At 63.2% G+C, this 19,660-nt stretch carries 25 protein-coding genes and 1 pseudogene; 20 read left to right on the plus strand and 6 right to left on the minus strand.

Annotated features, from left to right (window positions below; translation table 11 throughout):
• Positions 1 to 185: 185 nt before the first annotated feature.
• Together ALA01S_RS08180 and ALA01S_RS08185 are read left to right on the plus strand one after the other, a co-directional pair.
• Positions 186 to 815: a hypothetical protein gene (locus tag ALA01S_RS08180; RefSeq protein WP_157118822.1), complete on the plus strand. Its 630-nt coding sequence runs from the start codon at positions 186 to 188 to the stop codon at positions 813 to 815.
• On the plus strand, positions 812 to 1,465 hold the full coding sequence (locus ALA01S_RS08185) for an RES family NAD+ phosphorylase (protein ID WP_066334570.1): 654 nt from the start codon (positions 812 to 814) through the stop codon (positions 1,463 to 1,465). The genes ALA01S_RS08180 and ALA01S_RS08185 overlap by 4 nt, the downstream gene beginning before the upstream one ends.
• Positions 1,466 to 1,698: 233 nt before the next feature.
• Here the strand turns inward: ALA01S_RS08185 and ALA01S_RS08190 are convergent, their stop codons facing one another.
• The gene (locus ALA01S_RS08190; protein WP_066334572.1) at positions 1,699 to 1,965 is read right to left on the minus strand and encodes a hypothetical protein; all 267 of its coding nucleotides are present in this window, start codon (positions 1,963 to 1,965) and stop codon (positions 1,699 to 1,701) included.
• Between the two features lie 104 nt (positions 1,966 to 2,069).
• Between ALA01S_RS08190 and ALA01S_RS35175 the strand changes: the two genes are divergently transcribed.
• The 3 genes and pseudogenes from ALA01S_RS35175 to ALA01S_RS08200 all read left to right on the plus strand — a co-directional run bounded on the left by ALA01S_RS35175 (position 2,070) and on the right by ALA01S_RS08200 (position 3,834).
• Positions 2,070 to 2,339 (plus strand): toxin-antitoxin system TumE family protein, encoded by a 270-nt coding sequence (locus ALA01S_RS35175; protein ID WP_259375510.1) that lies wholly within the window; start codon positions 2,070 to 2,072, stop codon positions 2,337 to 2,339.
• Positions 2,336 to 2,689: an HVO_A0114 family putative DNA-binding protein gene (locus ALA01S_RS08195; RefSeq protein WP_066334575.1), complete on the plus strand. Its 354-nt coding sequence runs from the start codon at positions 2,336 to 2,338 to the stop codon at positions 2,687 to 2,689. Before ALA01S_RS35175 ends, ALA01S_RS08195 begins: the two co-directional genes overlap by 4 nt.
• Before the next feature lie 398 nt (positions 2,690 to 3,087).
• Positions 3,088 to 3,834 (plus strand): annotated as a pseudogene (locus ALA01S_RS08200) (AcrVA2 family anti-CRISPR protein).
• Positions 3,835 to 3,873: 39 nt separating this feature from the next.
• Here the strand turns inward: ALA01S_RS08200 and ALA01S_RS08205 are convergent.
• Positions 3,874 to 4,104 (minus strand): helix-turn-helix domain-containing protein, encoded by a 231-nt coding sequence (locus tag ALA01S_RS08205; RefSeq protein WP_157118824.1) that lies wholly within the window; start codon positions 4,102 to 4,104, stop codon positions 3,874 to 3,876.
• Positions 4,105 to 4,664: 560 nt separating this feature from the next.
• On the opposite strand from ALA01S_RS08205, the gene ALA01S_RS08210 reads away from it, so the two are divergent.
• From ALA01S_RS08210 to ALA01S_RS08220, 4 genes are all read left to right on the plus strand, one after another.
• The gene (locus tag ALA01S_RS08210) at positions 4,665 to 4,934 is read left to right on the plus strand and encodes a hypothetical protein (RefSeq protein WP_066334578.1); all 270 of its coding nucleotides are present in this window, start codon (positions 4,665 to 4,667) and stop codon (positions 4,932 to 4,934) included.
• A gap of 113 nt (positions 4,935 to 5,047) precedes the next feature.
• Entirely contained in the window at positions 5,048 to 5,317 is a 270-nt protein-coding gene (locus tag ALA01S_RS32655; RefSeq protein ID WP_157118825.1) for a hypothetical protein, read from the plus strand.
• A 206-nt stretch (positions 5,318 to 5,523) separates the two neighbouring features.
• On the plus strand, positions 5,524 to 6,117 hold the full coding sequence (locus tag ALA01S_RS31590; protein WP_084267336.1) for a plasmid mobilization protein: 594 nt from the start codon (positions 5,524 to 5,526) through the stop codon (positions 6,115 to 6,117).
• Positions 6,083 to 7,051, plus strand: coding sequence for a relaxase/mobilization nuclease domain-containing protein (locus ALA01S_RS08220; RefSeq protein WP_157118826.1), 969 nt, complete (start codon positions 6,083 to 6,085; stop codon positions 7,049 to 7,051). The genes ALA01S_RS31590 and ALA01S_RS08220 overlap by 35 nt, the downstream gene beginning before the upstream one ends.
• Positions 7,052 to 7,156: 105 nt before the next feature.
• Here the strand turns inward: ALA01S_RS08220 and ALA01S_RS08225 are convergent, their stop codons facing one another.
• The 4 genes from ALA01S_RS08225 to ALA01S_RS08235 all read right to left on the minus strand — a co-directional run bounded on the left by ALA01S_RS08225 (position 7,157) and on the right by ALA01S_RS08235 (position 10,049).
• The gene (locus ALA01S_RS08225) at positions 7,157 to 8,170 is read right to left on the minus strand and encodes a ParB/RepB/Spo0J family partition protein (RefSeq protein ID WP_066334587.1); all 1,014 of its coding nucleotides are present in this window, start codon (positions 8,168 to 8,170) and stop codon (positions 7,157 to 7,159) included.
• Positions 8,170 to 8,994, minus strand: a complete 825-nt coding sequence (locus ALA01S_RS08230) for a ParA family protein (protein WP_066334589.1) — start codon at positions 8,992 to 8,994, stop codon at positions 8,170 to 8,172. The genes ALA01S_RS08225 and ALA01S_RS08230 overlap by 1 nt, the downstream gene beginning before the upstream one ends.
• Positions 8,991 to 9,173, minus strand: a complete 183-nt coding sequence (locus ALA01S_RS35450; RefSeq protein WP_084267337.1) for a ribbon-helix-helix domain-containing protein — start codon at positions 9,171 to 9,173, stop codon at positions 8,991 to 8,993. Before ALA01S_RS35450 ends, ALA01S_RS08230 begins: the two co-directional genes overlap by 4 nt.
• Before the next feature lie 576 nt (positions 9,174 to 9,749).
• The gene (locus tag ALA01S_RS08235) at positions 9,750 to 10,049 is read right to left on the minus strand and encodes a helix-turn-helix domain-containing protein (protein WP_066334595.1); all 300 of its coding nucleotides are present in this window, start codon (positions 10,047 to 10,049) and stop codon (positions 9,750 to 9,752) included.
• 167 nt (positions 10,050 to 10,216) lie between these two features.
• Here ALA01S_RS08235 and ALA01S_RS32660 point away from each other — a divergent pair, with 167 nt between their 5' ends.
• The 11 genes from ALA01S_RS32660 to ALA01S_RS31605 are packed head-to-tail and all read left to right on the plus strand — an operon-like array spanning position 10,217 to position 19,653.
• Positions 10,217 to 10,756, plus strand: a complete 540-nt coding sequence (locus tag ALA01S_RS32660; RefSeq protein ID WP_157118827.1) for a hypothetical protein — start codon at positions 10,217 to 10,219, stop codon at positions 10,754 to 10,756.
• Between the two features lie 24 nt (positions 10,757 to 10,780).
• Positions 10,781 to 11,275, plus strand: coding sequence for a lytic transglycosylase domain-containing protein (locus ALA01S_RS31600; protein WP_084267338.1), 495 nt, complete (start codon positions 10,781 to 10,783; stop codon positions 11,273 to 11,275).
• Positions 11,272 to 11,631 (plus strand): TrbC/VirB2 family protein, encoded by a 360-nt coding sequence (locus ALA01S_RS08240; protein WP_066334598.1) that lies wholly within the window; start codon positions 11,272 to 11,274, stop codon positions 11,629 to 11,631. Before ALA01S_RS31600 ends, ALA01S_RS08240 begins: the two co-directional genes overlap by 4 nt.
• 5 nt (positions 11,632 to 11,636) lie before the next feature.
• Complete coding sequence (locus ALA01S_RS08245) at positions 11,637 to 11,966, plus strand: VirB3 family type IV secretion system protein (protein ID WP_169805874.1); 330 nt, start codon at positions 11,637 to 11,639, stop codon at positions 11,964 to 11,966.
• Positions 11,956 to 14,415: a VirB4 family type IV secretion/conjugal transfer ATPase gene (locus tag ALA01S_RS08250; RefSeq protein WP_084267339.1), complete on the plus strand. Its 2,460-nt coding sequence runs from the start codon at positions 11,956 to 11,958 to the stop codon at positions 14,413 to 14,415. Before ALA01S_RS08245 ends, ALA01S_RS08250 begins: the two co-directional genes overlap by 11 nt.
• Positions 14,412 to 14,810 (plus strand): hypothetical protein, encoded by a 399-nt coding sequence (locus ALA01S_RS32665; RefSeq protein ID WP_157118828.1) that lies wholly within the window; start codon positions 14,412 to 14,414, stop codon positions 14,808 to 14,810. The genes ALA01S_RS08250 and ALA01S_RS32665 overlap by 4 nt, the downstream gene beginning before the upstream one ends.
• A 13-nt stretch (positions 14,811 to 14,823) precedes the next feature.
• On the plus strand, positions 14,824 to 15,843 hold the full coding sequence (locus ALA01S_RS08255) for a TrbL/VirB6 family protein (protein ID WP_066334606.1): 1,020 nt from the start codon (positions 14,824 to 14,826) through the stop codon (positions 15,841 to 15,843).
• 33 nt (positions 15,844 to 15,876) lie between these two features.
• Positions 15,877 to 16,617: a TrbJ/VirB5 family protein gene (locus ALA01S_RS08260; RefSeq protein ID WP_084267340.1), complete on the plus strand. Its 741-nt coding sequence runs from the start codon at positions 15,877 to 15,879 to the stop codon at positions 16,615 to 16,617.
• Positions 16,614 to 17,375, plus strand: coding sequence for a VirB8 family type IV secretion system protein (locus tag ALA01S_RS08265; protein WP_174548611.1), 762 nt, complete (start codon positions 16,614 to 16,616; stop codon positions 17,373 to 17,375). The genes ALA01S_RS08260 and ALA01S_RS08265 overlap by 4 nt, the downstream gene beginning before the upstream one ends.
• Positions 17,372 to 18,241: a TrbG/VirB9 family P-type conjugative transfer protein gene (locus ALA01S_RS08270; RefSeq protein WP_066334615.1), complete on the plus strand. Its 870-nt coding sequence runs from the start codon at positions 17,372 to 17,374 to the stop codon at positions 18,239 to 18,241. The genes ALA01S_RS08265 and ALA01S_RS08270 overlap by 4 nt, the downstream gene beginning before the upstream one ends.
• Positions 18,238 to 19,653, plus strand: coding sequence for a TrbI/VirB10 family protein (locus tag ALA01S_RS31605; RefSeq protein ID WP_157118829.1), 1,416 nt, complete (start codon positions 18,238 to 18,240; stop codon positions 19,651 to 19,653). The genes ALA01S_RS08270 and ALA01S_RS31605 overlap by 4 nt, the downstream gene beginning before the upstream one ends.
• Positions 19,654 to 19,660 lie beyond the last annotated feature (7 nt).

Here is a 19,660-nt window from a genome sequence, read left to right on the forward strand (position 1 = left end):
GGCCGGTGCAGCGGGCCAACGATCTACCGGGTGCGACAAGTCGGTCCGGGCTGCGCGACCTGTCAGCCCCCTCCCCTGCAAGTGCTGCTGGTCCCCGCCGTAGAGACGTCACAGCAAGGTATGCCACAAATGCCGTACGTTGTTAAGATGCGGCATATGTGGCGATCAAGGGGGTTGTGATGCGCATGGCTCTGGTCTCGGAGGACTTCATCAAGGCACTGTCGCTTCCGAACAAGGAGCAGCCGGCGATGATCGACCTGCCCCAGGAGGTGACGCCGGACCTCCTGAGCTCGCTCCAGGAGGCGCTGAGCAAGGCTGCGCAGGTGCTCGGCCCCAAGCTCGTGGCCGATGCGGATCGGCTGGCGCAGTTGCTGGTGGGCGTGGCCACGCCGTCCGCCGACCTGGTGCGCGAGCGCATCGAGCGCAACAAGACCATCAAGCTGCTCACGCAGCAGACGCCGTGGTTCACGGCCGCCGAGATCCAGGCGGCCAATGACGGCCATGCCCGGGCGGTGGCTGACTGGAAGCGCCGCGGCCGGATCTTCTCGGTCGCGAGCCCGCGCGGCATGGACCTGTACCCCGCCTACCAGTTCGATGCCGCCATGCAGCCGCTGCCCGTCATCCGCTCCATCCTCCAGGCCTTCGGACCCGTGGCGGACCCCTGGACGCTCGTGGCCTGGTTCCATTTCCCCAACGGCTGGCTGGTGCGCAAGGACGATCCCGAGCACCGTCCGCAAGCGCCGAAGGATTTCCTGGACGACGAGGAGGCGGTCGTTCGAGCTGCCGGCCTGCGCAGTTCGAGCTATGTGGCATGACGTACACGCCCCCTCGCGCCCCGGGCGTGGACGAGCGGTTCGTCGTGCGGCAACTCACGCGCGAGGACGCGCCTTTCTGGTACCACGTCTACAGCAAGAGGGCGCCCTACGCGGCCAACACGGCGCTGAGCTTCAACCAGGGCTGGGGAAGCACGCGGTTCGCCCCCATCAGGCTTGCCGACGGCAGCTGGGCCCACACCTACTACGTGGCCAGCAGCCGCGAGGGGGCGTACCTGGAATCCGTGCTGCACGACATCCCTCTCGGGGTCGCAGCCTTCTTCGACAAGACGGCGCTGGACGTGTCGTACCTGGCCAGGATCCAGCTGTCCGATCCGTTCGAGTACGTGAGCTTGCACAGCCATGATCTGCCGGCCCTGGGCCTCACCCGCGCCCAGTTGATCGACAGCCTCCCCGCGGACTATGGCCTGACCCGGCCATGGGCCGAGGCTGCCCTGATCCAGCGGCCCGGCGCCGCGGCCATCGGCTACACGTCTCGCCGCAACGACTCGGCTCGCTGCCTGATGCTCGTCGAACAGCGGATGCCCAGGCCGCCGTTCACCGTGGTCGAGGACACCTGTATCGGCTCATCACCGGCGCTGCGGCGAGAAGTCCTCGACCTGGTTTCGAGCCTGGGCATCAGCGTTCTCTGACGCCAGGCGTGCTTCGGGGCAAAGGCGCTGGCGCTCCAGGGCGGACCGGAGGTCCGCGCAGCGCGGTGGCGAGGACGACGCGGCGCGGGGCGCGCCAGCGCGGCCCATGCGCGCGGCACCACACCGTCCGGGCTGCGGGCACAGGCTTTGAAGAAATGGACGACGGCGTGCCGGTGCGAGCTGATCCCGGGAACTCAGCACGCCACCTTTTCGAGGCGGCGCCATGACGTTCTTCAGCCGGAGTTCTTGCGGAGCCGCCCCCGGCGCTTCGGAGCTGGCACCAGCCCAAGATCCGCCGGCGTCAGCTCGAATGCCCGCATGAGATTGCGCACCTTCACCAGCGCCTCCAGTCGGGCGCCCTCTTCCATCTCGCGCAGTTGGCCTTCGGCCTCGGCCAGCTCGGTGCGCAACTCAGCAATGCGAGCCCGGAGGGTTTCGGGTGTCGGTTTGGCAACGGGCTTCACCCAACCCTTGGGCAGGTCGTTGTCGGTCTTGTACATGCCGCAATGATGCCGCCTTGCTCATCGCGAGGTACGGGCTTGGCGAGATCGAAAGCCCAGCAACTCACTGCCCCTTGTCTGGCCTGCCAAGCTGAACAGAGCCGGTGAAAAAGGCATGTGACGGTTTCGCTGGCGCACATCGCGGACAACGTGGAGAGCTTGGACGAACCGGCTGCGAGAGGTGCAGCCAGCACACCTTCAAGTACCGGCTTTACTTCGGCGCCGCAGGGGTGTGCCGCGTGCGCTACGACAACGAGCGCGGCAAGGGCGACCATCGTCACCTGGGCGAGCGGGAAGAGGCTTACCGCTTCACCACGGTGGAGCAGCTGCTGGCCGATTTCGAGCGCGACGTGCGCAACTGGAGGCCATCATGAAGGCAATCATTGAGGTAGCACCCAGGAACTCCATCTTCAGTGCGGCGGCGCGTCAGCTCGAACAGTCCCGCCGCGGCCAGGAGACGGACTTTCACCTGTCGTTCGAGACCGCGCGGCTGCTGTTCTCGGAGCTGACGCCGGCGCGGCTGGAGTTGCTCAACGTGCTGCGCGGCACGGGAGCGTCCACCGTCTACGCCTTGGCCAAGGCAGCCGAGCGCAACTATTCGAACGTGCATTCGGACGTGGCGCGCCTGGTCGAGTTGGGCCTGATGGAGCGCGACAGCGACGACAAGGTCTTCGTGCCGTTCGACGCCGTCGAGATCCGGCTTGCGCTGGCGCAGGCAGCGTGAGGCGGTGCCCCTGGCTCAGGAATGCCTCGGCATCGTGTCTGACAGTGGTGGGCGTAAACAAGTGCTAGCGCACCTGGCCAGATTGAAGTCGCAATGCCGGTGACTGCTCGCCCGGCACAGGACATCAAGCTCACTCCATACCCGCCAACGCCATCGACGCCCGCACCTGCCGCCCGCGCGAGATCGTGACCGCTCTGGGGCGGCGCTACCCGCACGCCTGGAAGGTGTGCGACGAGTTCCGCACCGACAAGGGAAGCGCCCTGCCCGACTGGCCGGACTGGTGCTTCCTGCCGCTGCCGGCCATGTACCCCGTCGTGACCGACGGACGCGATGTGAAGCTGTCGCAGCAGCAGGCGCTCGACCTGTACCGGCTCGCGGCCCTGTCGGCGTGGCGGATGATGCAGGGCATCTACCGCTTCGACCCGGCCGTGTTCGAGGCCATCGCAGACACGCCGGTAACGGGTGACCTGCCTCACGAAATCCTGTTCCGGCTGCCCGAATGGGCCGTGTACGTCGAGACGCCAGGGCTGCTGTACGGGGGCGAGACGCTGCACGGCTTCTTCGCACACCTGGACTTCGCCCTCGACACCGGCGCGGCCGAGCTGCGGCTGCTGCTCGATGCCGATGGCGCGTTGGACCCGCTGGGGCTGCCGCTCGGACCCTGGCCGCTGTCGGAGTCCATTGCACGCACGCTGGCAGCCACCGGCACCGAAGCCGCGCGGGCGGCATCCGCAGCGGCTGGCGCTGGTGTCCGGACCGTGGTCGAGCCGCTGGTGTCGCTGCTGCTGTACCTGTGCAGCCAGGCGGCCGAGATTGGTGACGGCACTCGCCGCCCGGCCAACCCACAGCCGAAGAAGACCAAGCGCGGCCCGCGCCTGTTCCAGGCTGAGAAGCCGACCGCCTGGGACGTGGGCGTGAGGCTGGGGGCGGCCCTGCGCCGCGCCTAACAAGCCCAGCAGACGCGCGGTCCCGGCGACGGCACCCACCCCGGCCAGAAGCCCCACATCCGACGCGCGCACTGGCACGGCTTCTGGAGCGGACCGCTCGAAGGCCAGCGGCGCTTTGGCCTGCGCTGGCTGCCGCCCATTGCTGTCAACGTCGAGAGCTGGGACGAACTGCCGGCCACCGTGCGCCGCGGCGAGTAGTCAGCCATCAGCGCCGCCCCGCCCTGCCCCGCCCTTTCGTCACGGCGTGGTCTGCCGAGGAACGCACTCAAAGTCGGGATGCTGGTTGGTCTTGAACAGCATCAACTCGAATAGCGGCTGCGACATCTGCGCGCCCTCGTAGGCCGTCTCGACCTTGCTCAGCCAGCGCACGCTCTTGACCCCGAGTAGCCGGCACAGTTCGGACTGGGACAGGCCTGCGCTCTTGCGGTAAGCCACGACGTTCTCAGCAGTGGGTTCTGGCAATGGCATGGGGGCCTCTGTGGCTCAGTTTGATGCTGCAAATATAGTCCATAAGACTACGGCATCAAATCCAGATCACGAGGCTATCCAACCGGAGTGTCACCGGTAGCGCCTTGAGCCGCGGCCAGCGCCTTCTGTGCCTTGTCTTGTCGGTTCAGCGGCGTTGCAACGCCATCAGTTGCAGCACACAGCACGCCGTCACGCTCACGCCGCGCCAGCGCGAAGGTGTGGGTTTCACCCCGCGCAGCCATGCTCACGGTGCCCAGCATCTCATGGCCAGGAATCGGCCGGGTGTAGATGCACCACTGATCCGTGAGAGCCACAACAGGGCGTGCTCGGTCCAGGCGTGACGTGTCGATCTTGGGACGCGAGGGTGGTTGCATGGCAGGAGCTGCGGGTTGCATCGGGTTCCAGCACAAAGCGGCATTCTGGCTGACCAGAAAAAGTTTACTTGGCAACTACATACCGATACGCATCGGTGCTTGAATATATAGTCCTAAAGACTATAGTTAAGACATTGCAGCACCGCTGCACCGGCACCCCCCGGCAAGAGGGGTAAGTGAGAAACCATGAGCCAGTTCTATGCGCAGTTCTCCGTCTTCATCGAGGAGTTCAAGGCCCAGCGTGGCCTGAACAAGGCCGTGGCGCAGCGCCCCGCGCCTGCTGTCCACCGCGTCTTGACCGAGGCCGAGAGGAAGGCAGCGATGGACGAACTGGACTTGCTGCTGCCGCAGTACGACCCGGCGTATGAGTACGCCGCAGGCGATGCGGCATACGAAGCCGGTAAGCGCGTGGAGGACCGTATTCGGTTCCTAACCTGGTATCTGAGCGCTGCCTGAACCTGCCACTAGGCGCCAGGGGCAGGCCGATCACGCCCCTGGTGCCGGTTCGGGCAACCACAGGAAGCCGACATGAATACGCCCGTTATCGCCTAAAGCTGAGGACGTCCACTATGCGAAACATGCACTACTTTGGCAGCGACGCTTTGGCTGCTGTTTGCTGTGAAGCCATGGGCAAGGTACTGCACCCAATCGACGGAGAACTAGCCTGCGTCTACCTCCAGGAGGCCAACTGGATCGCAGAGTGGCTTGGGCGCTGTAACCCGCATTCAGAGATGCCTGCCATCTTCACCCTGCTGTCGCCCGAGATGGAAGGACGTTGCTCGCAAGGCGCCTGTGACGCGCTTTCACTGCGCAACGCACACCACGAGCTTGATGTTTGAAGCGGGCGGCGGGTAACCAATCCGCCTACGCTACACGGCCGCCTTCGAGCGGCTTTTTTTGTGTTGACTATTGCTGGGGCCAGCCCAGTACTTCCAGGCCTACCCTGCTACGTAAGGCTCAGTAAACGCACTAGTAGCCCAAACAATCGGATTGCAGGATATGGGCAGTGCCTTCTCTGTATTACACGTTGCTCCGCTAGTAGTCCATGCCCAGCCCCCGTCAGCTTCTGGTCGTCGATGTCGGCCCGCTCAAGCCGCTGATCGCTTCATGCGCGGCGCAGGCCGGCAAGCCCCCGACGACATGGGCGCGTGAACTGATGGCTCAAGCCGTGGAAGCACTCGGCGCAGGACCAGCCCCTGAGCGCCCTTCGCCCAAGCGACCGGCGCGCAACGGCAATCTGGTCAAGTTCTTCGCGCGCCTCACGCCAGAGGAAGCTGCAGCAATCAAGGCCTCGGCCAAGACTGCCGGCCTCTCACAGTCCGAGTACGTTGGGCGGCTGGCGATGAATCCGACTGCCGCCGGCGCCGTAGGCGTGCCGGCCCTGCAGGCGCTGGCCGAGTCGAACCGCCAACTGCTGGCCATCGGCCGCAACCTGAATCAGATTGCCCGCACGCTCAACGAGTCCCCGGGCCAGATGACGGGTGCCGACCACGCTCTCATCCTCAGGGTGGCAGAGCTGGCCAGGGCTCATGTCGAACTCACCGCCAGCGTCATCGCGGAGCTGTCGGTCACGCGCCGGAGCGCCGCACAGCGGGAGAGATCAGATGGGCCAACCCCGAATCGACGGCGTGCTGCTTGAGTGGGGCACGCGACTTTTCTACCCCGGTGCGAAGCGAGGCCGAGCTGGCGAGGAAGCGAAGCCAGTGCGGTTCGGTCGGCCAACGCCCAAGGCGATCCGCAAGCGCATCGAGGCCACGGTGTACCGTGTGCCGCAGGTCATGGTGAAGATCACCGGCGGCAGCCGCGGAATGATTCGGCTGCGCTCGCATCTTGACTACATCACGAAGAACGGCCGGCTGCCGCTCACTGACGACAGCGGGAAACCCCATACCGGGAAGCCGGCGGTACGTGAACTGGCCGAGGACTGGAAGTTTTCGGGCTCGCTCATCCCGGAGATCAGCAATCGCAAGGAGGCGCTGCACATCAGTCTGGGCATGCCTGCCGGCACGCCGGCCGAGGCCGTGATTGCCGCGGCTAAGGAGTTCGGGGCAGAGGAGTTCCCGGACTACGAGCACGCCTGGGTTTTTCACGGGCACCAGAAGAATCCGCATGTCCATCTGGTTGTGAAGATGGAAGGGCGGCACTTCAAACGGCTGCCGACCCGCAAGCCGGACCTTCACCGCTGGCGCGAGGGCTTTGCGCGAGCACTGCGCCAACACGGCATCGAGGCCGATGCAACGGGGCGCTTGGTGCGGGGCGTGGTTCGGAATGAGGATCTACTGTGGCGGGTGAAAGCGCGGGAAGACGGGCGTCTTCTCAAAGAGCGGACAACCCACGGCACGGTAACGGTGCAGGAGTCCTCAATGGAGTACACGCTGCAGGCCTGGGGACACCTTCACAACGCGTTGGCAGAGTCGCTTGATACAGCGGATCAGAAGCTGGCCCGCGACGTCAAGGAGTTCCTGGCTGGAACGCCAATGGTGCAGCACATGGCGGCACTCGAACAGGCAAGACAGCAGGAGCGGGCACGTGGACAAGAAGCGCAGCAGCCGGGACCGGCACCGAGTTGGTGACCCTTCTCAACGAGCTGCTACCTCTGACAAATTCCTGCGACGGCGGATGCTGCGTGCGGCAGGGAAGGCCGCGCAGAGGAGCCAGTCCAAGGCCTGCGCCTCCAGTCAACCAAGCACCTTCCGCAGCGCCTTCTCCACTTCAATCCATTTCTCTGGCGGGAGGAGGGTGGCGTCGATCTGCAGCAGCGTGTGCTTGCCATCGGCGCGAAACACTACAGGCTTGCCGGCGATCTTCAGGCGCTTCTCCAATAGATTTTCTGGAGTCGTGGACGGCGACGCAGACGCCTTCGCCGCCTCACCGACAGCTGTTTGACCGTCAAACTGATCCGGGGACGGTGCGGCCGGCTCTTGTCCCGAGGACGGAGTTTGACCGTCAAACCGTTCTGAAGACGGTGCAGCTGGGTCCTGCTTGCTCAGCAGAGTTTGACCGTCAAACTCGCTGCCTTGGTTCGCCAGAATGCCTTTCAGCGACTCCACCGTGCCGCGCGTGACGCTCTCGTGTCCAGCCACTTGCTGTTCCACAACGTCCGGCTGCTCCTGGTGCAGCTTGCGCAGCTCGTAAAGTTCACGCAGCCCGCGACACTTGCCACTGCGGTACTGCTCCATGATCCAGTCCGGTGCATCGACCAATGCCAAGGCGTAGGACACCATGCTCTTGCTCTTGCCAAGACGCCGAGCGATCTCGGTCGGTGTCAGGCCATCATTGGTCTTGCGCTTCACGAACAGAGCCAACTCCATCGGCGTCAGCCCTTGGCGCTGCTCGTTCTCCGCGACCTGATCAAAGTCATCCGCAGTCTCGTCCACGAACGCCGGGATGGTTGCCTTGCCCGCCATGCGCGAAGCACGCAGGCGCCGCGCGCCGAAGTTCAGGACGTAGCGCCCAGGCGTTGCAGGATGCGGTTTAACGGACACCGGTTGACGCACACCGCGCTCGCGAATGCTGTCAGCGAGCTCCTGCAGCGACTCGGTATCGAATTCCGTCCGCGGTTGGTTCGGGTCTTCGTCGATGGCGTCCAGTTGCAGTTGCAGTGGAATACCGGCGGCGCCCTGAGCACCCTTCTTCATCTTGCCCAGATCGACCACGTCGGGCAGATCCAGGGAGAACCTGCGGCTGCTCATTACGCCACTCCCATGAGATGCGTGATGCGGTCGAGCACCGGCTTGACTTCGCGCCACGTTTCACGCGCTGCAGTCTGGTCGCGGATCTCGCCGATGAACTGTCCGCTGGCTTGGCACTGTTGAATTACCGTCCGATCTGCCACCATCGCGAAGTCGTCACCGCTCTTGGGATCATCCACGAGCGTCAGAAGCATCGACCGATACTGGCTGGACGAGAAGATCGTTCGCATGTTCTCCTTGTGGAGCGCCACGGCCTTGACCCGGGTTGGCAGCATTCCCAGGAACTTCAACGACGGATTCAGGCCGGATCCCATGACCGTTGCGATACCAACCTCCGGGGCATTGATCAGCTTGCCAATACCATCGATCGCTTCCTGGCCGAGGTCGATAGGCGCCAGAACGAAGTCTGCAGACACCAGGGCTGACAGTACGCGGATGTCCGGATTCGGGCCAGTGTCCACCAGGCAGACGTCGAACTTGTCGGCTGCGCTGGCTCGCAGGAACCGACGCATGTTCGTGGCCAGGATGTTTCGCTCATCAACAGGGTAGTCCAGCAGTTCGAGCAAACCGTCGTAGTCGCTGGGCACCAGCACGAACTTCTCCGCTTCGACGGTCGCTGCCGGATCGGTGAACACCTGATCGGCGGTAGTCGCCGACTGCAAAGGCTTGCCCGACTTAACGAGGGCACGCGTGGTGTTGCCTTGGTGATCCACATCGAGTACCAGCACGCGCAACCCGAGGCGGACCAAGTGGTGAGCCATGAGGCAGCACAAGGCCGACTTGCCGACGCCGCCCTTTTGATTCGTGAATACAAGGGTCTTCAAGGCTTACTCTCCGGAGACGGTTGCGCGCTCGCAGGCACGGGCTTGGTCTGCTTGTGACGGCTCAGGTACTCATCAATTGCCCGCCGCAGGTGCTCGGACACTGACAACCCAGTCACCTGGGACAGTTCCTGAAGCTCTCTCCTGGCCGGTTCGGGCAGGAAGAAATTTGTGCGCTTCATATACGCACATCATACGTACGCTGAGAAGCTATGCCTACTGGCTACCGAACTCTCAACTGCTGCCGCGAGTCCGTCACCAATCAGCGGGGATGCTAGAAGTCCTGTTTCGTGCTGTTCGCACTCTCAGTACAGCGTGTTGACGCTCTCGTTCTACGGAGGCGGTGCAGTCTCGTACAGCACCGTTAGGGGAGAGGGCCTAATCCTGGCTGGACCCGTACAAGCATCCATATCTGGATCACCGGCATGTCTCAGTTTGAAAAACGGCCGACGGCGTTCGCATGTCGATGTGCTGTACCGACACTCCGAGGAGATTGGCCACCTGCATCACCGCGCATCATCACCGTTCCGCGCTGCTGTTGAGTGGCAGCTCGGTATCCAAGGGCATGCGCGGGCCATCCGACATGAACACGCAGCAACTAGGCGGTGTGGCCGCTAGCTTCGGTTGTAGCGTATCGGGATCAGCTTTCGTTCGTAACTTCCATCAGGGGCAAACCCGAGCAGCTGGGCTGCCGCCAAGGGATCAAAAACGCGATTAAATTTTCTGACTCGAAAAATGTATGAGATTGTCGCAGCAACTCATAACGACTCTGGTTTACCAAGCAACGGTGCGATTACCTCTGCCAGCGTCAAGTCGTAGTACCGCGCAATCTGCATGAGCTGCGGCAGCGTCCAGTCCACCGTGCCCTTGACAAGCCGGTGCGAGTGCGAATAGCTCATCCCCAGGATTTCCTGGACTGTCCGCGACTGCTGGCGGTGTTGCACGCCCCGATTTCGTAGGAAACGGCATACGCATGCCGCCACCCGCGCCCTATCAGGCGACAGGTCCAACTCGTTCATTGCGCTGGCGTCCTCCTCGGCTTGCGCAGATCCAAACATCCGCTTCTCCCTTTCCCGGCTTCTTTGTGTTGCCTCGAAACAAACGGCCAGCGCTTGAAACGGCCAGCCTGCCTGTTAACCGATAGTTTCTCCCGCAAGTTCCTGCCAGTGGATCGTTCGCTTCAAGGCGGCCATGATTGAATTTCCTATTTAGGAAATTTCATATCATGAAAGCAGTTGCCCTCCAGACCAAACAAGTGCTGGGGGGCGCTTGCGCCGCCCTCGTGCTGGCTGCAACTTCCCCTGGAGCCCATGCTTTTGACAGCTGCAAAGTGCTGTTGTGTTTGGCGGGCCCATGGCAGTCGATCTCTGAATGCGTGCCCGATGTGACCGAGTTCCTGCGGTGCTGGTCTCGTGGGAAATGCTCCCTGTCGTGCTCCCAGGCTGGCACCGTGTCCTGGGCCTCAAGTGCCAACTGCCCACCGCAGTACGGCCTCTATGAGTACGACGTCTACGGCCAGGCTACCTTGGTGGGTTGCACCAAAAGCGGCGTGATTGACGTGAACTGGCAAGGCATGCCGAACTGGACGCGCGTGTGGTGGACCATGGGCGGCACTGAGGAGCCAGTCATCGAGTACAGCGATGCGGCCCGCTCCCTCCTCGGCGAACATGTGAATCCGCAGTTTGACGAGGACTACGCTACATGGTTGGCTAGTCAACCAAAACCAGCTGATAACTGCTACTTGTACGGGTGCAGCAGCCATTAAGCACAAAGTGGTCGGAGTCGCCTCGTGGACCCCATCGCCGCGCTGCTTCCCTTGCTACCAATCTGCGCTCCAGCAGTCCACCCCGACACGATTCTGCGGGTAGTCCATACAGAGTCTGGCTACAACGCTCTGGCCATCGGCATCAACGGCGCACGGCTTGAGCGACAGCCGCGAAATCTTGCCGAAGCCATCGTCACGGCGCGCGAGCTTCGTCGCCTGGGCTACGACTTCGACGCCGGGGCGGCTCAGATCAATGTACGAAACTGGAAATGGCTCGGCCTCGATGAGGCGAGCGTCTTTGATCCCTGCAAAAACCTGAAAGCAGCACAAACAGTGCTGCTGGACTGCTTCAAGCGGGCACCCGCCGCGGACCCGCAAACGGCGTTGCGCCAGGCGTTGTCTTGCTACAACACCGGCAACCACCGCAATGGCTTCACGAATGGCTATGTCACGAAAGTCGTTCGTGCAACTGTTGCCTCTATCGTTGTTCCTGCAACTTCACAGGAGTCGCCACCATGAAAGTCAACGCCGTACGCCAGCTGCAGCAGTCCCAGTATTCCGTCCATGGCGATCCGCGGCCCGAAGCCGCGCCGGCACGGGCAGCCTACTGGCAACTGGCGCTGCTGGCGGCTTTTCTGGTGCTCACATCACTGCCGCAGGCAGCGCATGCAGGTCTGCCCGACCTTGAAGGAAAGGTCAACGACATCGTTACGTGGCTCCAGGCCGCTGGTATCGCCCTCTTCACCGCAGGAATCATGTGGGCAGGCTACCGCATGGTGTTCGCTGGCGCGCAGTTCCGCGACGTAAGCAACATTCTGTGGGGCGGTGTGCTCGCCGGCGGCGCTGCAGCCTTCGCGGCATGGCTGTTCTCGTGACTGCCATGCGCGAGATCATCTACAAGGGCGCCACGCGCCCACCGGTCATCTGGGGCGTGCCGATGCTGCCAGGCCTCGGAGCCGTAGGCGTCGGCAGTGTCGTCGCCGCGTGGACCGCATACGCGTTGTCGTCCCCTTGGCCACTGGTTGTCACTTTCCTGCTGCTCGTACCGTTGCTGGGCTGGATGAAGATCGTCACGAAGAAGGACGACCAGCGCGTGATCCAGTATTTCTGCTGGATGCAGATGCAACTACTGCATCGCAACCGATCGCTCTGGAACGGCTGCCGCAGCTACTCGCCGATTGTCTACACAGGAGGCAAGGATGTCCTTTGACGAATCGAGGCGATGGCCGCTGGCACGCCAGGAGGTCACAGTCCCCGCGTTCGTCCCGTTAGGGGAAATGATCACGCCGAGCGTGAACAAGCTCCTGAACGGGGATTACGCGACGACCTGGGAGGTCGAGGCCATCCCTTTCGAGACTGCTGCTCCCGTCACCATCGAGGGGCGCCACATTGCGAAGGTCAACTGGCTCAACTCGCTTCCCCCGTGCTTCTTGGTCCACGAGACGCGCGCTCAGTATTACGAGTACGACCGGCTAGATCCGGTTCGTGGTGAAGGCTACGCCGTCGTCTTCGACGAGGACCTGGCCAAGAGGCAGGCGCGCGAGCCTTACCTGACCAACAAGATCTTCATCACGCTTGTGCTGCGTCTGCAGCAGCCTCGGCGCAAGGGACGGTTCGGATTCCCACTGAGCCCGAACCGCAGCCGTGAGCAAATACTGCGGGACGAGATGCAAAACCTCCAGCTGCTGGAGGAGGCAGCTGCATCCTTCGAGCGCATGCTGCAGGCCTGGAGACCCCGCCGCTTGGCAGAGCGGGTGCAAGGCGGTGTGAAGTTCACCGAGTTCGGCGAGTTCGCATCCTTGGTAATCAACGGCCAATGGAGCCCAGTGCGCGCAGGGCGCGGTTCACTGCACAGGCGCATTCCCAATGCGCGTGCCTCGTTCCGCAACGGGCAGGTCGAACTGCGCGGCATCGACACGGTGCGCTACGCCACGCTGCTGGACCCGCTGGAGTACGGCGACGGCGAGGTTGAGCCTGGAACCTTCAACGCCGCCCTGTACGAAGGCGTCGAGTACATCGAAACGCTCACCTTCGCTCCACTCAATCGCCACGATGGCGTGGAAAAGCTCAAGCTCATGCGGCGCCAGTTGCTGGCCTCACAGGACCCCGCCGCATCACAGATCGCAGCGATGGAGGAAGCGATCTCAGAGGCCAGCGACGGCCGCGGGAAGATCGGCGAATTTCACTGCAGCTATGCCGTGTTCGCCGACACGCCCCAGGACTCGAAGCGCAATGCCTCGCGCTTGGCCAGCGCCATCGGCGAGTTGACGGGCATCCGACTGGTCAGGATCGACTTGCTTGCCGACCGAGCTTGGTACGCGCAATGTCCGGGCAACTCGTGCTGGCGCGCCCGCAAGGCGCACCTGACCACGCGGGCGTTTGCTGCTCTAGCCGCCAACCATGGCTTCTATCAAGGTAAACGTGATGGGAATCCTTGGGGACAAGCTTTGCTGATGGCCAGGGCACGCAGCCGGCAGAAGGTGTGCGTCAACCTGCACAAGAGCCCGCCACACGAGGAGTCCGAAGGCAAGAAATACCCCGGAGCCACGTTGATTCTTGGTCCGAACGGCACAGGGAAGACGGTGCTCGAAGCGGCTTTCCTGCTGCAGAGCCGCCGTTGGAGTCCGGCGCCCGACATCATCGTGCTCGACAAAGACCGCAGCCTTGAACTGGCGGTACGGGCAATGCGGGGTAAGTACAAGCGCCTGGCTGTGGGCGAACCCACAGGTCTCAACCCCTTTCAATGGAAGGACACGCCGGCGCATCGTGCGTTCTGGCGCGCCCTAGTGCTGGCGATGGTGTACGACCCGACGCTGCCTGTAGCGACCACCGAGAAGAAGGAACTGGACGATGCGCTGGCAGCGATGAGCGGTCCGGATTTCGAAGTGGAAGACCGTGGCGTGAGCACGCTTTGTGGATTGCTGCCCAAGAGCGGCCCGAAGGGCGAATCATCCAGCATCCGTACCCGGCTCATGCGCTGGCAGGCTGGTGAGGAACTGGGCTGGGTTTTCGATGAGGCCCCGGACGACGTGCCTCACGACGCGCAGGTGGCGGGCTTCGACTACACGGAGTTCTTGCCGAAGGACGAGATCCGCACGCCGGTGCTCATGGCACTGTTGCAGTACGCGGAAGACAAGATCGACGGTCGCCGCTTGATGCTCGTCATGGAGGAGGCCTGGAAGCCACTCAAGGACCCGGTGCTGGCTAGCTTTGCACACGACAAGGCGAAGACGATCCGCAAGAAGAACGGCCTGCCGATCTTCACGACACAGGAGCCAGGTGACCTGAGCAACGACAACGTGGGTGACACCTTGAGGTCGCAGGCCGCTTCCATCATCTGCTTCCCAGACCCGGGCTCAAGCCCGAAAGCCTACCTGGAAGGGCTTCGTCTCACTGAGGCTGAGTACGAGGTGGTGCGCACCTTGGGTCAGCACGGGGGGCGCTACTTCTTCTTCAAGCAGGGCGAGGCCAGCTGTGTCGTGGAGTTCGACTTGACTGGCATGGACGAGCACATCTGGATGCTTTCAGGCGCCGAGGACAACGTGCGACTGCTCGATGGAATCCGCGGCGAAGTCGGTGATGACCCAGACGACTGGATGCCGGTGCTGTTCCAGCGCATCCGGGAGCGGGAGTTGAACCACCAAAGGAGGTCCGCATGAAATCCGTATTCATCACGGTGCTGATGCTATGTGTGTCCGCAACGACTGCGCATGCCTTCAACAACGAGGCAATCAAGAAGCTTCCAGATGGGCGCCAGGAGGTTGAGTTACCACCCGGGCCGAAAACCAGCAAGCCTACCAACCGCGTACAGAAAGACCCCTGGCGCACAGACTACCTGCAGCCGTCATACGTCATCCAGACCAACACGGGGCTGCAGGAGTGTCCATGGACGTGGGTTACCTCCAGCTGTCGCCCTTACGTCAAAGGTCGCGATACCCGCGCCCGAGGCTGGGTAGTGAAGTCTGGCGGGCGATGGCTGACCTGTCCGCGTCGAGACACCACGGCCGGCTGCCGCAACTACGGTGAACTGCCGGCCACATCGGTGCAAGACTGAAGGAGGCTTTGCTATGGCTCTGATCGCATTGATTGGCTCTGAAATAGAAGGTGCGCTCAACAACTATGTGGGAGCCAATGTCTCAACGCTGATGGGCTGGCTGCTGCCCATGACGATTACTGCCGGCACGCTTTGGATTTTCATGTTCGGATTGGCCGTGAAGCGAGGCGACGTGACCGAGCCGGTGTCGGTTTTCATCGGAAAGATGGCAAAGAACATGCTCATCGTGGGCTTGGCCACGACCGCCACGCTCTACCAAGACTTGGTGGTGAGCAGCTACAACAGCGCAACGCTCGGCTTGGTCCAGTTGTTTCAGATCGCGGGCTCTGGTATGGCCTCTGCGACGAACTCGTGGGGGGCGCTCGATGCCTTCAATACCAGGGCAAGCGAGCTAGTGGGTGATGTGTGGAACGAGCTGAGCTTTGGCAAGGACATGTTTGGCGGCATCGTTGCCATTGCCCTTTTTTCCTGCGGCAACGCGGCTTTCATTCTTGCCGCTTTCGTCGTGACGCTGGTCACGACCAGTTTGAGCAAGTTTCTGCTCATCGTTGGCCCCATTTTTATCTTGTTGGGGTTGTTCGAATCCACGCGTCGCTTTACGCATAACTGGATAGGAGCATTGGCTGGCCTCATTGTCGTGTCCGCGGTGGCCTTCTTTTGCCTGGGCCTTTCTCTGTTCCTCAATACAAAGATCGTGGACGCAGCACATACGGGCGTAGGCACGATCGACCTGCTCGGCGAAAGCGCCGTTTATTTCGCCATCGTCGCAGGGCTCGGCTTGGTGATGTGGCAATCACCGGGGTTCGCTTCTGGACTTACGGGCGGTGCGCCGACACAAATGGGCATCGCAATGTTCACGCAGGTGATGACCATGCTGCGCAGCGGCGGTCGCGGCAATACACCGCCCAAGGAGCCTCCGCCCAACGCTGTGAACCGCGGCCCCAGCCGCGCCTACCAGGCAGGCGATGCGCTCGGCCGCGCCACTGGCTTCCAGCACCTCTACCAGCGCGTCGCGGCCAACCACCGCGGATAGTTCTTCGTCCCTCCCTCAACAAAGGAGTTCACCATGGCCAGTTCAAAGGGTCGCATGGTTCGCATTGCTGTTGCCGCTGCACTCGCTTGCGCTGGCAGCGCATCGCATGCCGGCATACCGACGTACGACGTGGTTGACGACATGAACAGCAAGATGGCGATGGTCCAGTTCCTGGAGGAAGTCGCCAACCAGATCACACAGATCGGTCACCAGATCACGCAGATCGAGCAGCTGCAAAGCACTCTCCAGAACATGAGCGGTTCGCGCATGCTTGGTAGCTTGCTGCGCAACGCCGGCCTCAACAACTACGTCCCTCTGGATGCAGTGCAAAGAATTGCCAACGTCACGCAGCGCGGCTTTGACGGGCTTACTCCTGCCGCCAAGGCCATGCGCGACGCAGCCACGGTCTACAACTGCACCGGTCTCTCAGATGAGACCCGGCGCCTGTGCGAGTCGCAACTGGCGCAGCCGTACCAGGGCAAAACGCTGTTGGATCAGGCCATGGCGACGGCAGCCGGCCGCATGGCCCACATCGGCCAGCTTACCGATGCTATCGATGACACGGACGACCAGGCGGCCAAGCTCGAAATCGGAGCTCGCATTGGTGCCGAGCAGGCGATGCTGCAGCAGGAGCAGACCCGTGTGCTGTTGCTGGGACAGCAGCTGGAAGCGCAGCGGCGCATCGAGGAGGCACAAAGGCGCGAGCGCATGGCGCAGATGATCCGTAACCGCGTTTCCATCGGCGACTTCATGACCCACGGGGTGGCACCGTGAAGGCCCTGAATGGTGATGCCGCGACGGTGTTGGAACCGCATCGCAGCGGCATGGGCATACCGCCCGTCATCCCCGAGGCGGTCAACTGGGACGTGGACAGCACGATGCTGCGCGAGCAATCCGAGCGGCGGGCTTGGAAAGTGGCCTGGGCAGGGTGGGGCGTTGCAGCGCTTGCCGTGATCGGCATGGCCGTGCAAGGGAAGCTGCGCGAGGAAGTGACCGTGCCCATCAGGGTCAATGACGTCACTGGTGAAGTCTCAGTGGTGCAGCGCCTTACCGAACGCACGGTGCCCATCAACGATGCGCTGGACAAGCACCATCTGGCGCGCTACGTGTCCGCGCGCGAAGCCTACGCTTGGCGCTTCCTGCAGACCGACTACAAGACGGTTGGACGCATGAGCACGCCTCAGGTGTTTCAGCCCTACGACGCGCAATTCCAAGGGGCCAACAAGCTCGACGACAGGCTCAAGGACACCGAGGAGCGCCGCGTCAAGATCGTCGGTGTTCGACTGGCTGGCGAGGTGCCGGGACTCAAGGATACGCGGCAAGCGGTCATCACCTACGACCTGCAGACCACGACCGTTGATCGGCCGACGCCTCAGGTGGTGCGATACCAGGCCACGGTGCAGTACGAGTACCGGCCCAAAGTGCTGATGCGTGAGCAGGACCGCCTGGAAAACCCACTCGGTTTCGTCGTGACGGCCTATCGAACTGACGCGGAGATCGCGACCGCACCGCGCCCCGGAGCTCCGTCGTGAGGGCCGCGCTGTGCGTCGCCGCGGTGCTGGCCGGGCCCGTGGCCTTCGCGGCGCAGGGCGACGCCGGCGCGATTCGCGAGGTGGAGTACGACCCAAGCACCGTACTGCACGTGCCTGTTGCGCGCGGCGTACCCACCCATCTGCAGTTGGAGCCGGGCGAGACCATCGTGTCGGCAGTGGTGGGCATCGGGGCCAGTTGCGATCAGCCAGAGCACCCCTGGTGCATCGAGTGGAAAGAAGGCGACAGCCGGATATTCGCCAAGCCACGCAAGGGCGCCGACCGACCCAACACGGTCGAGCTTGTCACGAACCGCCGCAGCATCAGCCTGCAGTTCGACGTCGTGGGCAAGAACCCGGCGCGGCGCGTGACGGTACTCACGCGGAAGCCATCGCCGCCGGACCCGGCTCAGGCGCGAGCGGCGCAGATGACCGCCGCAGCGCTGTCCATGGCGCCGCGCCCTGAGGAGATTGTGGATCAGCGCATGGCGATGAGGCCTCAGGTGCGCAATGCCGAATACACCGTAGCACTGGGGCATGGCAGCGATGACCTGCGCCCACGCGCGATCTTTGACGATGGGCGCTTCACCTATGTGCAGTTCACAGGCAACCGGGAAGTGCCGGCTGCGTTTCAGGTCAATCCGGACGGGTCCGAGCAGATCGTCAACGCCGGCATGGAAGGGGACTTTCTGGTGCTTGACCGCGTGCTGCGGAAGTTCGTGCTGCGCCTTGGTGGCGCTGTCGTTTCCGTGCGCAACGAGCTATTCGACGTCGAGGGGCGTGCACCGGTGGCGGGCACGTCCGCCGATGGTGTGCAACGAGTGGTGCGCAACCCGAAAACGGGTCAGTTTGAAGGAGAGCAGCCTTGAGCCAACCCGAGAATTCGATTGCGCCAGGGCCGGCGCAGGACAACCGCGAGGCATTGGAGATCCCCAACCTTGCCCAGGAGACCAACGAGCGGGTATCCAAGCGCACGATTGGCCTTGCCGTCGGAGGGGCGTGCTTGGCGGTGGCTGTCGCCGCTGGTGTGACCTGGAAGCTCGGCAAGCGCCAAGCCGAGCGAGAGACAGCCAATCGCGAAGCAGCGGAACGCACCGCCGCCGCGATGGCGACCCGCCAGTTTGATCCGGGTTCACTGGCGCCGCCGGCGCCAAAGACGGTACCACCGGCCGGATCGCCCCCTCCGAACTACCAGGTGCCCCCGATCAAGCAGCAGCCCAACGACGGCATCGACCCGATCCGCGTCATGGATGACAACCATCGTGGCAATCGCAGCTCCGCGCCACGGCAGGGCAAGCCCGTTATCGACCCGGTGGATGCGCCGATGCTGCTGGCGCCATCAAGGACCCGGGCTGGCGGAATTGCATCCGACAGCCCTGCGACCCAGATAACTGCTGCTGCCCCGTCACAAGACGACCTTGCGCAAGCGAAGGCGCAATTGCAGGAACGCCAGCGCGAACTGCGGAACACGGCACAGATGGTGCGCGAGCGACTGGCTGCACCGACGCCAGGCGCAGCCAACGGAATGCTGCCGATGCAGTTCACTGGTCCAGCGCCTGGAGCCGGCCTGCCACAGGCACCGCGCGGCATGGGTACACCGCCGCAGGCGGGGACTGCCCCCGCGCCCACTGACACCAGCGAACGAGCCTCAGGAGGCCTGGTGGTTGCACGACAGCTGCCTGACAACAGCCTTGTGATGCCCATGGGCACCACCTTCACCTGTTCGCTGGCCACGCGCGTGGTCTCTGCCGTTGCAGGACACGTCAGCTGCATCACATCGCGCGCCGTGTACGGCGCCGACAACCGGGTGGTGCTGCTGGAGAAGGGCTCGAAGCTCGAAGGCGAATACAAGATGGTGAACGTGCGCCCCGGCATGACGCGAATCCCGGTGCTGTGGACGCGTGTGCGCACACCCCCGCCCAACAGCGTTGTGGTCGATCTCGATTCACCCGCCACGGGACCGCTGGGTGAAACCGGCCTGGGTGGCTATGTAGATAACCGCTGGGGCGAGCGCCTGGGCGCCGCACTGCTGCTGTCGCTCATCGACGACGCCGTGAAGATAGTCATTGCCGACAAGCAAGAAACCGGCAGCGGCACTGTCGTGTTTGGCACCGGCACCGCACAAACAGGCAGCAAGCTGGCCGAGCAAGTGCTGGCGGCAACCATCAACATCCCACCGCTCCTGACCGCCAACCAAGGCGACACCGTGGGCGTCTACGTCAAGCATGACGTCGACTTCCGCTCCGTCTACGCATTGCGGCCTACCTCCACTGGCCGCTAATGGAGGC

The sequence above is a fragment of the Azohydromonas lata NBRC 102462 genome (genome assembly GCF_001571085.1).
GTDB lineage: Bacteria > Pseudomonadota > Gammaproteobacteria > Burkholderiales > Burkholderiaceae_C > Azohydromonas > Azohydromonas lata.

Bases quoted from the DNA above. Each gene is read 5' to 3' on its own strand.
- ALA01S_RS32665 (WP_157118828.1), top strand. From the start codon at position 14,412: ATGAAATCCGTATTCATCACGGTGCTGATGCTATGTGTGTCCGCAACG.
- ALA01S_RS08195 (WP_066334575.1), top strand. From the start codon at position 2,336: ATGAAGGCAATCATTGAGGTAGCACCCAGGAACTCCATCTTCAGTGCG.
- ALA01S_RS08255 (WP_066334606.1), top strand. From the start codon at position 14,824: ATGGCTCTGATCGCATTGATTGGCTCTGAAATAGAAGGTGCGCTCAAC.
- ALA01S_RS08190 (WP_066334572.1), bottom strand. From the start codon at position 1,965: ATGTACAAGACCGACAACGACCTGCCCAAGGGTTGGGTGAAGCCCGTT.
- ALA01S_RS08235 (WP_066334595.1), bottom strand. From the start codon at position 10,049: ATGTTTGGATCTGCGCAAGCCGAGGAGGACGCCAGCGCAATGAACGAG.
- ALA01S_RS08205 (WP_157118824.1), bottom strand. From the start codon at position 4,104: ATGCCATTGCCAGAACCCACTGCTGAGAACGTCGTGGCTTACCGCAAG.
- ALA01S_RS08220 (WP_157118826.1), top strand. From the start codon at position 6,083: ATGGGCCAACCCCGAATCGACGGCGTGCTGCTTGAGTGGGGCACGCGA.
- ALA01S_RS08245 (WP_169805874.1), top strand. From the start codon at position 11,637: ATGCGCGAGATCATCTACAAGGGCGCCACGCGCCCACCGGTCATCTGG.
- ALA01S_RS08250 (WP_084267339.1), top strand. From the start codon at position 11,956: ATGTCCTTTGACGAATCGAGGCGATGGCCGCTGGCACGCCAGGAGGTC.
- ALA01S_RS08240 (WP_066334598.1), top strand. From the start codon at position 11,272: ATGAAAGTCAACGCCGTACGCCAGCTGCAGCAGTCCCAGTATTCCGTC.
- ALA01S_RS08260 (WP_084267340.1), top strand. From the start codon at position 15,877: ATGGCCAGTTCAAAGGGTCGCATGGTTCGCATTGCTGTTGCCGCTGCA.
- ALA01S_RS08210 (WP_066334578.1), top strand. From the start codon at position 4,665: ATGAGCCAGTTCTATGCGCAGTTCTCCGTCTTCATCGAGGAGTTCAAG.
- ALA01S_RS32655 (WP_157118825.1), top strand. From the start codon at position 5,048: ATGCGAAACATGCACTACTTTGGCAGCGACGCTTTGGCTGCTGTTTGC.
- ALA01S_RS08180 (WP_157118822.1), top strand. From the start codon at position 186: ATGGCTCTGGTCTCGGAGGACTTCATCAAGGCACTGTCGCTTCCGAAC.
- ALA01S_RS35450 (WP_084267337.1), bottom strand. From the start codon at position 9,173: ATGAAGCGCACAAATTTCTTCCTGCCCGAACCGGCCAGGAGAGAGCTT.
- ALA01S_RS31590 (WP_084267336.1), top strand. From the start codon at position 5,524: ATGCCCAGCCCCCGTCAGCTTCTGGTCGTCGATGTCGGCCCGCTCAAG.
- ALA01S_RS08185 (WP_066334570.1), top strand. From the start codon at position 812: ATGACGTACACGCCCCCTCGCGCCCCGGGCGTGGACGAGCGGTTCGTC.
- ALA01S_RS32660 (WP_157118827.1), top strand. From the start codon at position 10,217: ATGAAAGCAGTTGCCCTCCAGACCAAACAAGTGCTGGGGGGCGCTTGC.
- ALA01S_RS08225 (WP_066334587.1), bottom strand. From the start codon at position 8,170: ATGAGCAGCCGCAGGTTCTCCCTGGATCTGCCCGACGTGGTCGATCTG.